Origin of the sequence: Micromonospora cathayae (assembly GCF_028993575.1) — a bacterium.
Taxonomy (GTDB): domain Bacteria; phylum Actinomycetota; class Actinomycetes; order Mycobacteriales; family Micromonosporaceae; genus Micromonospora; species Micromonospora cathayae.
Genome location: NZ_CP118615.1, coordinates 568,646 through 580,914 on the forward strand (window position 1 = coordinate 568,646; position 12,269 = coordinate 580,914).

The following is a 12,269-nucleotide window of genomic DNA, read 5'->3' on the forward strand; positions in this document are numbered from 1 at the left end:
ACGGATCGGGGCGCCGCCACCGACGTGACGACGCCCCGATCCTCCGACTACCCAGTGGCTCAGCCCTCGGCCGAGACCTCCTGGAGGTTCTTCACCAGGTTCGGGTCGACCGGCACGCCGGGGCCCATGGTGGTGGTCAGGGTGACCTTCTTGAGGTACTTGCCCTTCGCGGCGGACGGCTTGACCCGCAGCACCTCGTCGAGGACGGCCGCGTAGTTGTCGATCAGCTGCGCCTCGGAGAAGGACGCCTTGCCGATGATCAGGTGGAGGTTGGAGTGCTTGTCCACCCGGAAGGCGATCTTGCCGCCCTTGATGTCCGCGACGGCCTTGGCGACGTCCATGGTCACCGTGCCGGTCTTCGGGTTCGGCATCAGACCGCGCGGGCCCAGGATCCGCGCGATCCGGCCGATCTTGGCCATCTGGTCCGGCGTGGCGATCGCCGCGTCGAAGTCGAGCCAACCACCCTGGATCCGGGCGACCAGCTCGTCGGTGCCCACCTCGTCCGCACCCGCCCCGGCGGCCTCCTCGGCCTTCGCGCCGGCGGCGAAGACGATCACGCGGGCGGTCTTACCGGTGCCGTGCGGCAGGTTGACCGTGCCGCGGACCATCTGGTCCGCCTTACGGGGGTCGACGCCGAGGCGCATGGCGACCTCGACCGTGGCGTCGAACTTGACGTTGGTGGTCTCCTTGGCGAGCTTGACCGCCTCGGCCGGGGTGTAGAGCTTGGACCGGTCGATGACGTCGGCGGCCTTGCGGTAGCTCTTGCTGCGCTGCATGTTCTGACTACTCCTGTGGTCTCTGGCGGGCCGCGTACGTCACGCGCCCTCCCACGATTGGTTCTGGTCCGTGGTCGCCGACGTCAGTCGTTGACGATGATGCCCATCGACCGGGCGGTGCCGGCGATGATCTTCTCAGCCTGGTCGAGGTCGTTGGCGTTGAGGTCGGCCATCTTCTTCTCGGCGATCTCACGCAGCTGGGCGCGGGTGACCGAGCCGACCTTGTCCTTCTGCGGGACGCCGGAGCCCTTCTGCACACCGGCGGCCTTGATCAGCAGCCGGGCGGCGGGCGGGGTCTTCAGCACGAAGGTGAAGGTCCGGTCCTCGTACACGCTGATCTGGGCGGGGACGATGTCGCCCCGCTGCGACTCGGTCTGCGCGTTGTAGGACTTGCAGAACTCCATGATGTTCACGCCGTGCTGGCCGAGCGCGGGACCGACCGGCGGCGCCGGAGTGGCCTGGCCCGCCGGGAGCTGAAGCGTGAACGTCTTGACGAGCTTCTTCTTCGGAGGCATGTCTCTTCCTGGGGCTTGGAACTGGGAAAGTGGATCCGACGCCACCTGCGCGGCCGCGCACGGTCAGCACGACAGGGCGGGGGCGACGTTCAAGGGTAGCGCAGCCCGCTCCCGCCCCGCTCAGAGGGCCGGACAGTCGCGGGTACGGGTCGGGGGCGGCGGGCCTCGCCCGCCGCCCCCGACCCGACGCGTCAGATCTTGGTGACCTGGTTGAAGTTCAGCTCGACCGGCGTCTCCCGGCCGAAGATCGAGACGAGCACCTTGAGCTTCTGCTGGTCGGCGTTGATCTCGCTGATCGTCGCCGGCAGCGAGGCGAACGCGCCGTCGGTCACCGTGACCGAGTCACCGACCTCGAAGTCGAGGACCCTGACCTCGGGCTTGGCCTTCTTCTGCTCGGTCTCCACCGCCGGGGCCAGCCACTTCAGCACCTCGTCGAGGGAGAGCGGAGCCGGCCGGTCGGCCCGGTCGGTCGCGCCCACGAACCCGGTGACCCCCGGGGTGTTGCGGACGCAGGAGTACGACTCGGCGGTCAGCTCCATCCGGACCAGGATGTAACCGGGGAAGACCTTGGCCTGGATCTGCGAACGCTTGCCGTTCTTGACCTCGACCTCTTCCCGGGTCGGCACCTCGACCTGGTAGATGTAGTCCTCCATGTCGAGGGACGTGATCCGGGTCTCGAGGTTGGTCTTGACCTTGTTCTCGTAGCCCGCGTAGGAGTGCACCACGTACCAGTCGCCCGGCGCGTAGCGCAGCTTCTGCCGCAGCTCGGCGACCGGGTCGTAGTCCTCCTCCGGGGCCGGCTCGGTCAACGCGAACTCCGGCTCGCTGGCGGCCTCGACCGACTCGTCACCCGCCGCCGTCACCACCGAGGACTGCTCGTCCGCGGGTCCGGCGGTCTCGTCGTAATCAGGCACGCTCGCTCACTTCCGTCACTATCTTGGTCAGCTGGATCCGCCGAAGACCAGCAGCGCGCCCTTGGCGAACACGAAGTCGAATCCGACAACGATCGCGGTGACCACCGTCACGAACGCGACCACCACCGCGGTGTAGGTCAGCAGCTCCTTGCGGGTCGGCCAGATGACCTTACGCAGTTCGGCCACGACCTCGCGGAAGAACCGCGCGAAGCGCCCGAACAATCCGACCTTGTCGTCCGACCTGGTCCTCGGCTTGCTGTCGGCGGACTCGGCCTTGGTCCGCTCACGGGTGGCGGTGCCGCCCCGGGAGACCGGCTCGTCCGCGTCGGTGGCGTCGTCGTCGGCCCCACCCTCGACGATGTTCTCGTCGTCGAGACGGTCGTCGCCGGCGTCCTCGCCGCGCCGCTTGTTGTCGGCCACTTCGCCCTCCGTCGCGGATGTCGGGTCGTACGCCGTACGGCGCACGCGGCGTTGGTCACGCCGGCCGGACCAAACCGTCCCGCGACGGGCCGCGGCCGGCGGATCAGCTAGCGGTGCCCGATGCCTCGGGGCCACCCCGCTGACGCCACCACCACGGGCCGAACGCCGCCGGCTGGCGGCGCGACCCACGGGAACGGTCAGGCCTGAGGCGCAGGGGTGACAGGACTTGAACCTGCAGCCTGCGGTTTTGGAGACCGCTGCTCTGCCAATTGAGCTACACCCCTGTGCGGCAACGCTCGCCCCGCCACGACACGCAGGTCGTCGCAGGGGTCACTTGCCCCACGGCGGACCAGTGTACGGGTACCGACCCGACTTTCCCAACCGGTCTACCCCTCGCGGGTCGAAACCCAGGTCAGCGGGGTGCCCGGATGGTCGCCCGGGCCTGGGCGAGCACCTTCTCGCCCCCGCAGGTGGCGATCAGGTCCAGCCGGGTCAACCCGTCCTCGGTGACCTCACGCACCTTCGCGTCGACCACCACCTCGGCCCCCTCGTCGTCGTCCGGCACGACCACCGGCCGGGCGAAGCGGACGTTGTAGTCGACCACCGCGTCCGGCGCACCGGCCCAGTCGGTGACCGCCCGACCGACCAGGGCCATGGTGAACATGCCGTGCGCGATCACGCCGGGCAGCCCCACCCCGGTCGCGAACCGGTCGCTCCAGTGGATCGGGTTGAAGTCGCCGGAGGCACCGGCGTAGCGGACCAGGTCCGCCCGGGTGATCCGGTACGTCTTGGTGGGCAGCTCCATCTCACTCCTCCCCGCGTACGACGATCTTCGACCAGACGGTGACCACCGGCTCGCCGGCCACCGTGGTGACCTCGGTGCGGGTGGTCAGGAAGCCGTGCCCACGCCGGACGGTGGCCTCCTCGATCTCGTTGGCGCAGACCAGCTCGTCCCCGGCGACCACCGGACGGACGTAGGCGAACCGCTGGTCGCCGTGGACCACCCGGCTGTAGTCGACGCCCAGGTCCGGGTCCTCGACGACCTGCCGGCTCGCCGCCATGGTGAGCAGCACCGGGAAGGTCGGCGGGGCGACCACGTCGGCGTACCCGAGCTTGCGGGCGGCCTCCGGGTCGTGGTGGGCCGGGTCGGTGGCCCCGATCGCGGTGGCGAACTCACGGATCTTCTCGCGGCCCACCTGGTAGGGGGCGGTCGGCGGATAGGTACGGCCGACGAAGGACGGGTCCAGTGGCATGCCGAGAACCTACACGTACGCGAAAACGCCGACCCGGTACGCGGGAGCGACGGAATGTCGCGGCCCGCGCCGGATCGGCGTACGCGCGTGACTGGCCCGGCCGGCGGTGTGCCGGCCGCAGGTCAGCGGGTCTCGCGGTGGACGGTGTGCTTGCCGTCCCGGGGGCAGAACTTCTTCAGCTCGATGCGGTCCGGGTCGTTACGGCGGTTCTTGCGCGTGATGTAGTTGCGCTCCTTGCACTCCACACACGCCAAAGTGATCTTCGGCCGGACATCGGTCGCCTTCGCCACGGCGGAGTGCCTTCCTCGCTAAGGATCAACTACGGCGTAGCAGCTTACGCGCTTACTACGCGGACATGCAAAGTGGGCGCCTATGGCGCCCGTTCCACCGACCACCGGCAACAAGCCCGGAGGACGAGAGTAGCGGTGGCCGGACTTGAACCGGCGACACAGCGATTATGAGCCGCTTGCTCTGCCATCTGAGCTACACCGCCGCAGGTGGGCCCAGCCGGACCCTCTGAGCCCCCTTACGGAATCGAACCGTAGACCTTCTCCTTACCATGGAGACGCTCTGCCGACTGAGCTAAGGGGGCCTACCCGATCGCCCCGGGGGGCGTCGCGCACGGGTTACATTACACGGCCCGCCGCCGGAGGTGAAATCGGATCCCCCGGCATTCGCCGTGCGCCGTGTCCGCCCAGGTCAGGGCACCACTCGCAGCCGCCGCACGTCCGCGCCGGGCAGCGGTTCGACCTCCGCCTGGGCACCGAACCACGCCTCCAGGCGCTCGTACGGCAACGGACGGCTGAACAGGAAGCCCTGGCCGATGTCGCAGCCGATGTCCTGGAGCAGTTCCAGGGTCAGCTCGCTCTCCACCCCCTCGGCCACCACGGCCAGCCCGAACTGCTGGGAGAGGGTGACCACGGCGTTGACGATCGCCAGGTCGCCCGGGTCGGTCGCCATGCCCTGCACGAACGAGCGGTCGACCTTCACCTCGTGCACCGGCAGCCGGCGCAGGTGCGCCAGGGAGAAGTACCCGGTGCCGAAGTCGTCCACGGAGAGCCGGACCCCGAGGTCACGGAGCCGGCGCAGGGTCGGAATGGGCCGGTCGGCCCCGTCCAGCACCCCGGTCTCCTTGATCTCGAAGGTGAGCTGCTGCGGCGGCACGTCGTACTCGGTCAGCAGCTCGCGGACCCGGGCCGGGAAGTGCTGGTCGGTGAGGGTACGGGCGGAGAGGTTGACCGCGACGGAGAGCGGCTGCTCGGCGTGCGCCCAGTCCCGGCAGCGCCGCAGCCCTTCGCGGAGCACCAGCTCGGTGAGCCGGCCCAGCTGGCCGGTGTGCTCGGCCACCGCGACGAAGTCCTCCGGCATCACCGCGCCGTGCGCGGGGTGCTCCCAGCGGGCCAGGCACTCGACGCCGACCAGTCGCCGGTCCCGCAGGGTCAGCTTGGGCTGGAAGTAGACCTCCACCTCGCCCGCGTCCAACGCCCGGCGCAGGTCCCCGGCCAGACCCAGGCGACGCAGCGACCGGGACTCCAACGCCGGGTTGAACAACTGGATGCTGCCGGGCGTCGACTTCGCCGCGGTGGCGGCCAGGTCCACCCGTTGCAGCAGGGTGGCGGCGTCGCTGCCGTGGTCCGGGTACACGGCGACCCCGACGGCGGTGTCCACGTCCAGGGTGAGCGCCTCGAAGACCATCTCGTCGCGGATCTGCTCGCGCAGGCCGGCGGCCAGTTCCAGGGCCACCTCGGCGCTCTCCACCCGGAGGGTGACCAGGAACTCGTCCCCGCCGACCCGGCCCACCAGCGCCGAGGACGGGGCCGAGGAGCGCAGCCGCTCGGCGACCTCGACGAGGACCTTGTCCCCGGCGGCGTGGCCGAGGGACTCGTTGACCTGGCGCAGGCCGTCGACGTCGAAGAGCAGGACGGCGACCACCTCGCCCGGGGCGCGGATCCGCACCGCCTCGCCGAGCGCGTCGGTGATCCGCCGCCGGTTGGGCAGCTTGGTCAGCCCGTCGTGGTACGCGTCGTGCCGCAGCCGGTCGACCAGCCGGGAGTTCTCCAGGGCGACGGCGGCGTGCGCGGCCACCGTCTCGAAGACCGGCACGTCGTCCGCGGTGAAATGACCGAGGTCACTGAGCCGGTTCACCACCTCGAGCGTGCCGATCACCGCCTGCCCGGAGCGCAACGGCACCGCGATCACGTCCTTGACCCCGCTGGTCCGCAGGACGGCGTGCAGCCGCTCCTCGCCGTCGAGCCGGGCGCCCCAGGCCAGGGTGCGCCGTTCCCGGCGGGCCTCCTCGCGGACCAGCGCCGGGGTGGGGGCCACGTCCAGCAGGCCCGGATCGTCCACCCGGGCGGTGAGCATGACCTCGGAGTGCCGGCCCTGCGCCGGGAGCCAGAGGGTGGCGTACTCGGCCTGCATGAGCTTGCGGATCCGGCCGAGCAGCACGTCGATGACGGTGCCGTCCTGCCCGCTCGCGGTCATCGCGCGGGTCAGCTCGTACATGTCGCCGAGGGTGCGGTGCTGCCGGAAGAACTGCGCGTAGGAGCGGTAGACCAGCAGCACCGCCACCGCCAGCACGGCGATGAGCAGCAGAGCCCAGGCGTTGGTGTCGATGGCGATCAGGACCACCAGGCCGACCACCACGTTGATCGCGGAGGTCAGCAGCGGCGGCCCGGCGGTGCGGATCACCTCCCAGCCGGCCTGCCAGCCCTGGATCAGCGAGATCACCCCGCTGACCGCGGCCAGCGAGACCAGCGTGTTGACGCTGACCACCCCGAACAGCGCCAGCCAGGTGCCGGGGCCCATGTCCTCCAACGGGGGCAGGGCGACCAGCACCAGCCCGGCCAGCGACACCGAGGCCGCTGTCTTGGCGACGTTGAACCACCGTTTCGTCGCGCTGCTACGCCGCCGGAGCTGCACGATCAGCGCGGCGATCACCGAGATGGCGACCACCGACAGGGGCGGCAGATAGAAGAACGCGAGGACCAGGGGGATCTCGGTGATGGTGACGGCCAGCGCCTGCCGTCGGATGACGAAGTGCAGCACCTGGCTGCCCGCCGCCACGATGGTGACGAGCAGGGCGAGGACGATCCACAGCTTGCCCGGCGGGGGCGGCGCGACGAGTCCGAGGGCGACCGCGCAGACCACCGCGAAGAGACACAGCGGACCGGTGATCAGCCAAGCCTGATCGGTCGATCCGCGCGTCGATGGGCGGGCGCTCGCCATCCAGCTCCCTCGTAACTCATGCCGGACCAGCCCCCAACCAGTGGCCTCTCGGCGTCACTCCCCACGCGGGAGTGGTGTCACTCCCGGGCCGGGAGCGACGTCACCCGCAGCGCGGAAGCGACATCACCCGAGTCACAGGAGCGGCACCACTCGCGGCGCAGGAGTGCTGAGCGGTACCGCTCAGCGCAGCGGCGCGCCCCAGTCGAAGTCGGCCATCGGGGAGGTGGACTCGATCCCGAGGACGCCGCCGGCAACGACGGCCAGAGCCATCAGCGCCAGGACCGCGGCGAAGCGGACAGGCTTCCGACCAGACATCACGTGCTCCTGTCGACAGGGGTGCGGAGAAGATGGATGGAGGTGTCAACGATCGTGCCACAGCGCTCCGATGGAGCAAAGGGGCGCGGGAACGCGCCTTCCGGGATTGCTGTGGTTCAGACCGTTCGTACGTACCCCGACTCCGAATAGCTACCCCTGATTTCGGCGTTCATCTCACCATCTGCACCTTCCCGCTGATGTTGACGCAGTACATGTTTCACCACTAATCCCCAAGATCGTCGTCAAGGGTTCATCCGCTCCACCCACCCCCACCTGCGCCGACGCCCCGTCGACTGTGGAAGCCCCGGCACCGACCACCCAAAATAGAGGCACGTCGAAGAAGTGGGAATGGATGTGACGACTTTCCGCGGAAGCCGACGGATCCGACATCGCCCCGCACCAACACCGCACCTCAGGTAACGAATCGGTGACGGCCCGTCGTGGCGCCCCCGGTGCCGTTCCTGCGGCGGTCGGGCTAGCGGCGCGCGGCGAGGGCGGCACGAACGGCGTCGGCCAGCGAGGTCGGCTCCCGTCCGAGCAACGTCCGCAGGTCGTCACCCTCGACGGACAACTCCCCCACGGCCAACCCCCGGTCGGCGTCGGCGAGCACGGCCGCGTACGGCTCGGGCAGCCCCGCCCCGACCAGCAGTTCGGTGTACTTCTCCACCGGCAGGTCGAGGTAGCCGACCGGCCGGCCGCTCTGGTGGGACACCTCGGCCGCCAGGTCGGTGAGCGTGAACGGTGCGCCGCCCAGCTCGTACACCCGACCGGTGTGCCCCTCGCTGGTCAGGACCTGCGCGGCGGCCTCGGCGTAGTCGGCGCGGGTGGCGGCGGCGACCCGCCCGTCGCCCGCCGCGCCGGCCACCCCGTGCTCCAGGTACGTGTCGAGCTGGCCGGTGTAGTTCTCCAGGTACCAGCTGTTGCGCAGCAGCACGTACGGCAGACCGGACGCCACCAGTTCCTGTTCGGTGGCCCGGTGCTCGGCGGCCAGGATCAGGCTGGAGGTGTCCGCCCTGGCGATGCTGGTGTAGACCACCAGCCCGACGGCGGCCTCCCGGGCCGCGGTGATCACCTGGTGGTGCTGGGCTGTTCGCCGGCCGACCTCGCTGCCGGAGACGAACATCAGCTTCTCGGCTCCGGCGAAGGCGGCCCGCAACGAGTCGAGGTCGTCGTAGTCGGCCGACCGCACCGCCACGCCCCGCTGTTCGAGGTCGGCCAGGCGGGACACGTCCCGGCCGAGCGCGACGATCCGGTCGGCCGGTACGCCGCGATGCAGCAGCGACTCGACGATCAGACGACCGAGGTGCCCGGTGGCACCGGTGACGACGATGGACATGCTGTCCTCCTGTTGAGCGGGTACCTGTTCTCCTGTCTTCCGTCCGCAACGGGAACACCGTCGCCATACTTCCCGTTGGAGAGTAGGCACCTTGAAGTGCGTGACTTACCGGTGGAGAGTGAGACCATGGAACCGGACCCGTTCAACCGCAACTGCGGCAGTCGGCAGGTCATCGACCGGATCGGCGACCGCTGGAGCGTCCTCGTCGTGCTCACCCTCGCCGACGGCGCGAAACGCTACGGCGAGCTGGCCCAGCGCATCGACGGGATCAGCCAGAAGATGCTCACCCAGACCCTGCGTGGGCTGGAACGCGACGGGCTGGTCACCCGGACCGTGCACGCCAGCGTCCCGCCCCGGGTCGACTACGAACTGACCGGCCTCGGCCACAGCCTGGTCGACCTGGTCGCCGGTCTGGAGGCGTGGGCCACCACCCACCTCGGCGAGGTCGAGGCCGCCCGCGCCCGCTACGACACCCGCTGAACGCGACCGCGTGCCCGCCGATCACGGCAGAGAAACCGCAGGTTGCGCCGCATCCCTACCGTCTGCGCCATGGCGTACCAGCCCAACCAGCCGTACCAACCCAACCAGCCCTATCCGCCCTACTCCACGCCCCCGCCACGTCCGCGCCGCACCGCGCGGACGATCGTCATCGTCGTCGCCGTGGTCCTCCTGGTGTGCTGCATCGGCGGGTCGGCCGGCGGCTACTGGATCTACCGTTCCGTCAGCAACGCGGTCGCCCCGGCCTCGGACACCACCCGCACGTACCTCGACGCGGTACGACGGGGCGACAACTCGACCGCCTACGCCCAGCTCTGCTCGTCGACGCGGGACCGAATGAGCGAGGCCGACTACGCCCAGCTCGCCGCCACCCAGCCGAAGCTGCTCACGTACGACATCGACGGCGTGTCGGTGAACAACGTGAACGGCGTGACCACCGGCACCGTCACCGTGCAACTCGGCTACGACGACGGCACCGAACGGACCCAGGTCTACACGCTGGTCAAGGAGGACGGCACTTTCCGGGTATGCGAGTAACCTCAGCCCGCTTTGATCGGGGTACGCAGATCTTGGACAGTTACCGTCGTGTGTGGACGGTAACTGTCCAAGATTCCGCCTGCCGAGGACTGCTCGGCCGCTCGGCCGACGACGACCGGACGGCCCGATTCTCCGCCGCCACCTACCCTGGCGGTATGACACGGGGGAACGAGTCCGGCCCGACGATCGACCCGGCCGAAGACCGACGACGACGTTTCCCGTACCCGGCCGACCGACGACGTTTCCCGTACCCGGCCGATCCGCGCGCCGCGCTCCGGACCGGCTGCGTCCTGCTCGCCTTCGCGCTCATGATCGCCGGCTGGAGTGGGCTGCTGGTGGTGGTCGCCGGTCAGGTCGTACCCGGCTGGGCGCTCGCCGGCGCGGTGCTCGTCGTACCGGTGGTGGTCCGGCTGATCCGGGCTAAAGCACCTGTAACGGACGGGACCGGGCCATCCTGGGTACGGACCCTGCTGTCGACGCTGGCGACCACGGTGACGGCGCTGGGCGTCCTGCTCGGCGCGGCAGCCGACACCGCCGCGACGTACCACGTCCTGGAGCCGGCAGGCCCGGACGGCTGCCGGGCCGTGGTCCGGGAGGTCTCGTTCCTCTTCGCCGGCAGCGGCGACGTTTACGCCGTGGGCAGCCTGGGGGTCGGTCGACGGATGGGTTCCTGGACCGCCGACGACGGATACCAGCCCATCGCCTCCGGCACCTACCGGCTGGAATGGCACGCCGACGGCGGACTCCTGACCGTAGGCGGCCGGAACACCGATCCGGTGATGTCCGACATCGGCACCATCACCTGTTGACCGTTCAGCGCGGGTTGGCGAGTCGGCGGGTGCAGGGTCCGTCGTGGTGGGCGCGGAGCAGGCAGCGCCGGCCGTCGGTGAGGCGGGCGTCGCAGAAGACCCGGTGCCGTACGCCCTGGTCGTCCTCGTGGGAGACGGTGGTCTCGCCGGGGTCGGTGTACGGCAGGACGCGCGCCCAGCGGGCCAGGACCCGGGCCAGGCGTACCGCGCCGGGCAGGTCGCCGGCGAGTACCGGTAGGTGGATGACGAAGCGTTCGGGCATCAGCGGTAGCTCCGCTCGTTGGTGTACTCGGTCTGCCAACGTCGGAGGGCGTCCTTGACCCGGGCGGTCTCCTGGCGGCTGCGGTGCAGCAGGTCGTAGAGGGTGGTCAGGTCGTCGGCGACCCGGTCGAGGAAGTCGGTCACCTCGTCGGGGTCGAGGCCGCGTCGCCACCAGCGGGCCAGCCCGAACCGCCGCCCGCGCACCTGCCACGGCCCGAGCGGGGTGTACGTCCTGGACCGGTACCGGCCGGGTGTGGTCGTGGCTTCCGGCCGGTGGTGCCGGCCGCACGACCGCCGCAACAACGTCCGCATACTTCGCCCTCTTCCGTGAGATGACGTGGAAGGGGTGGTCCGTCCGCCCGCCGCGCACGGGCGGACCACCCCGGCCCTGCCACCGCAGCCCCATTCGGCAGTACGGCACCAGAGCCAGCCTTCTGTCTATCCCCCTAGACACTTGAGTCGGATTCACAGTCGACACGTCTAGGGGGATAGACAGAACGGTAGGCGAGGTAGAGTAAAGCGTCAAGGGGGCTAGACACTCTTAGGTCAACGCGAGAGGCGATATGCCGGGCGAAGTGGACAGAATTGCCGCAATCCGTGATCCGTACGAACTGCTGCGGGAGGCCACCGTTCGCATGGCAGCGGCTCAGGAGGAGGTGACCGAGCTTGCCCGACTACGCCGGCGGGTCATCCAGGACCTGCACGACTCGGGAATGTCGTACGCCCGCATCGCGCAAGAGGTGGGCCTGACGCGCGGTCGCATCCACCAGATCCGGCACGCCGGCCCAGCGCCCGAAGGCGCGTTCCTCGGATCGGGACGCGTCGTCATCGCGACACCGCTGAAGAAGGAGGCGATCAGGAGCCGTCCGGTCGTCGCCATCGAGGATGTCGCCGCCGCTCAACGGCTCGGCGAACTTGCGCGCAGTCTGGGATTGGAACCATCGTTCGAACACGTCCCGGCCGACGGAGCAGTCGACCTCAACCGGCCGAACCTGGTGGTGATCTGCGGCCCGCGCATCTCCGAACCCGTGGCCCGAGTCCTCGCCCAGGATCCGATCCTGCAATTCGAGCGAGCCAGCGACGGCACCTGGACACTCGTCGACCGAACCACCGGCACCGTCCACCGGTCCGGCCAGGACCAGGACCCACCGGTCGCCTCGGACGTCGCCTACCTGGGCCGACTGCCCCGGCCCGACGGACATGGCTCGCTCATCGTCCTCACCGGTATTCATCCGCCCGGCTCGCTCGGCGTGGTGCACCTGATCTGTACGCAGATCACCGAACTCTTCGCCCAGGTCAACACGGCCAACTTCTCCGTGCTGGTGGGCACCGAGTACGAACCGGGTACGAACGAACCCCACGAGGTCACGCTCCTCACGCCGTTCTACCGGCTGGAGGAAGCCTGAG

General features: G+C 69.8%; 16 protein-coding genes and 3 tRNA genes. 4 read left to right on the plus strand and 15 right to left on the minus strand.

Annotated elements, in window-relative coordinates:
* Positions 1 to 59 precede the first annotated feature (59 nt).
* The 13 genes from rplA to PVK37_RS02670 form a co-directional block, all read right to left on the minus strand.
* Positions 60 to 776: a 50S ribosomal protein L1 gene (gene rplA, locus PVK37_RS02610; protein WP_275032074.1), complete on the minus strand. Its 717-nt coding sequence runs from the start codon at positions 774 to 776 to the stop codon at positions 60 to 62.
* 83 nt (positions 777 to 859) lie between these two features.
* Positions 860 to 1,291, minus strand: coding sequence for a 50S ribosomal protein L11 (gene rplK / locus PVK37_RS02615; protein WP_275032075.1), 432 nt, complete (start codon positions 1,289 to 1,291; stop codon positions 860 to 862).
* 191 nt (positions 1,292 to 1,482) lie between these two features.
* Positions 1,483 to 2,205 carry a transcription termination/antitermination protein NusG gene (nusG, locus tag PVK37_RS02620; protein WP_275032076.1) on the minus strand — a complete coding sequence of 241 codons (723 nt, stop codon included), beginning with the start codon at positions 2,203 to 2,205 and terminating at the stop codon, positions 1,483 to 1,485.
* A gap of 27 nt (positions 2,206 to 2,232) precedes the next feature.
* Entirely contained in the window at positions 2,233 to 2,625 is a 393-nt protein-coding gene (secE, locus tag PVK37_RS02625; RefSeq protein ID WP_275032077.1) for a preprotein translocase subunit SecE, read from the minus strand.
* A 211-nt stretch (positions 2,626 to 2,836) separates the two neighbouring features.
* Positions 2,837 to 2,909 (minus strand) — tRNA-Trp (locus PVK37_RS02630).
* Between the two features lie 128 nt (positions 2,910 to 3,037).
* A complete protein-coding gene (locus PVK37_RS02635) occupies positions 3,038 to 3,430 on the minus strand; it encodes a MaoC family dehydratase (protein WP_275032078.1) in 393 nt (130 codons plus the stop codon).
* A 1-nt stretch (position 3,431) separates the two neighbouring features.
* Complete coding sequence (locus PVK37_RS02640) at positions 3,432 to 3,878, minus strand: MaoC family dehydratase N-terminal domain-containing protein (protein WP_275032079.1); 447 nt, start codon at positions 3,876 to 3,878, stop codon at positions 3,432 to 3,434.
* 122 nt (positions 3,879 to 4,000) lie between these two features.
* On the minus strand, positions 4,001 to 4,168 hold the full coding sequence (gene rpmG / locus PVK37_RS02645; RefSeq protein ID WP_013288652.1) for a 50S ribosomal protein L33: 168 nt from the start codon (positions 4,166 to 4,168) through the stop codon (positions 4,001 to 4,003).
* 130 nt (positions 4,169 to 4,298) lie between these two features.
* Positions 4,299 to 4,371: transfer RNA gene (locus PVK37_RS02650), tRNA-Met, on the minus strand.
* A 26-nt stretch (positions 4,372 to 4,397) separates the two neighbouring features.
* Positions 4,398 to 4,470, minus strand: a tRNA-Thr gene (locus PVK37_RS02655).
* A gap of 107 nt (positions 4,471 to 4,577) precedes the next feature.
* Positions 4,578 to 7,106, minus strand: a complete 2,529-nt coding sequence (locus PVK37_RS02660; protein ID WP_275032080.1) for a putative bifunctional diguanylate cyclase/phosphodiesterase — start codon at positions 7,104 to 7,106, stop codon at positions 4,578 to 4,580.
* A 180-nt stretch (positions 7,107 to 7,286) separates the two neighbouring features.
* Positions 7,287 to 7,421 (minus strand): hypothetical protein, encoded by a 135-nt coding sequence (locus PVK37_RS02665; protein ID WP_275032081.1) that lies wholly within the window; start codon positions 7,419 to 7,421, stop codon positions 7,287 to 7,289.
* A 475-nt stretch (positions 7,422 to 7,896) separates the two neighbouring features.
* Positions 7,897 to 8,757 (minus strand): SDR family oxidoreductase, encoded by an 861-nt coding sequence (locus PVK37_RS02670; RefSeq protein WP_275032082.1) that lies wholly within the window; start codon positions 8,755 to 8,757, stop codon positions 7,897 to 7,899.
* Between the two features lie 126 nt (positions 8,758 to 8,883).
* On the opposite strand from PVK37_RS02670, the gene PVK37_RS02675 reads away from it, so the two are divergent.
* From PVK37_RS02675 to PVK37_RS02685, 3 genes are all read left to right on the plus strand, one after another.
* A complete protein-coding gene (locus PVK37_RS02675; RefSeq protein ID WP_275032083.1) occupies positions 8,884 to 9,237 on the plus strand; it encodes a winged helix-turn-helix transcriptional regulator in 354 nt (117 codons plus the stop codon).
* Between the two features lie 69 nt (positions 9,238 to 9,306).
* On the plus strand, positions 9,307 to 9,792 hold the full coding sequence (locus tag PVK37_RS02680; RefSeq protein WP_275032084.1) for an Rv0361 family membrane protein: 486 nt from the start codon (positions 9,307 to 9,309) through the stop codon (positions 9,790 to 9,792).
* Positions 9,793 to 9,947: 155 nt separating this feature from the next.
* Positions 9,948 to 10,601, plus strand: a complete 654-nt coding sequence (locus PVK37_RS02685; RefSeq protein ID WP_275032085.1) for a hypothetical protein — start codon at positions 9,948 to 9,950, stop codon at positions 10,599 to 10,601.
* Between the two features lie 4 nt (positions 10,602 to 10,605).
* Here the strand turns inward: PVK37_RS02685 and PVK37_RS02690 are convergent, their stop codons facing one another.
* Entirely contained in the window at positions 10,606 to 10,863 is a 258-nt protein-coding gene (locus PVK37_RS02690) for a hypothetical protein (protein ID WP_275032086.1), read from the minus strand.
* Positions 10,863 to 11,174, minus strand: coding sequence for a DivIVA domain-containing protein (locus PVK37_RS02695; protein WP_275032087.1), 312 nt, complete (start codon positions 11,172 to 11,174; stop codon positions 10,863 to 10,865). The genes PVK37_RS02690 and PVK37_RS02695 overlap by 1 nt, the downstream gene beginning before the upstream one ends.
* Before the next feature lie 263 nt (positions 11,175 to 11,437).
* Between PVK37_RS02695 and PVK37_RS02700 the strand changes: the two genes are divergently transcribed.
* Positions 11,438 to 12,268 (plus strand): sigma-70 RNA polymerase sigma factor region 4 domain-containing protein, encoded by an 831-nt coding sequence (locus PVK37_RS02700; RefSeq protein WP_275032088.1) that lies wholly within the window; start codon positions 11,438 to 11,440, stop codon positions 12,266 to 12,268.
* The last annotated feature ends 1 nt before the right edge of the window (position 12,269 follow it).

Excerpts from the sequence above, each read along its gene's own strand:
- rplA (WP_275032074.1), bottom strand. The coding sequence starts at position 776 with ATGCAGCGCAGCAAGAGCTACCGCAAGGCCGCCGACGTCATCGACCGG.
- rplK (WP_275032075.1), bottom strand. The coding sequence starts at position 1,291 with ATGCCTCCGAAGAAGAAGCTCGTCAAGACGTTCACGCTTCAGCTCCCG.
- PVK37_RS02635 (WP_275032078.1), bottom strand. The coding sequence starts at position 3,430 with ATGGAGCTGCCCACCAAGACGTACCGGATCACCCGGGCGGACCTGGTC.
- PVK37_RS02640 (WP_275032079.1), bottom strand. The coding sequence starts at position 3,878 with ATGCCACTGGACCCGTCCTTCGTCGGCCGTACCTATCCGCCGACCGCC.
- PVK37_RS02660 (WP_275032080.1), bottom strand. The coding sequence starts at position 7,106 with ATGGCGAGCGCCCGCCCATCGACGCGCGGATCGACCGATCAGGCTTGG.
- PVK37_RS02665 (WP_275032081.1), bottom strand. The coding sequence starts at position 7,421 with ATGTCTGGTCGGAAGCCTGTCCGCTTCGCCGCGGTCCTGGCGCTGATG.
- PVK37_RS02670 (WP_275032082.1), bottom strand. The coding sequence starts at position 8,757 with ATGTCCATCGTCGTCACCGGTGCCACCGGGCACCTCGGTCGTCTGATC.
- PVK37_RS02675 (WP_275032083.1), top strand. The coding sequence starts at position 8,884 with ATGGAACCGGACCCGTTCAACCGCAACTGCGGCAGTCGGCAGGTCATC.
- PVK37_RS02680 (WP_275032084.1), top strand. The coding sequence starts at position 9,307 with ATGGCGTACCAGCCCAACCAGCCGTACCAACCCAACCAGCCCTATCCG.
- PVK37_RS02685 (WP_275032085.1), top strand. The coding sequence starts at position 9,948 with ATGACACGGGGGAACGAGTCCGGCCCGACGATCGACCCGGCCGAAGAC.
- PVK37_RS02690 (WP_275032086.1), bottom strand. The coding sequence starts at position 10,863 with ATGCCCGAACGCTTCGTCATCCACCTACCGGTACTCGCCGGCGACCTG.
- PVK37_RS02695 (WP_275032087.1), bottom strand. The coding sequence starts at position 11,174 with ATGCGGACGTTGTTGCGGCGGTCGTGCGGCCGGCACCACCGGCCGGAA.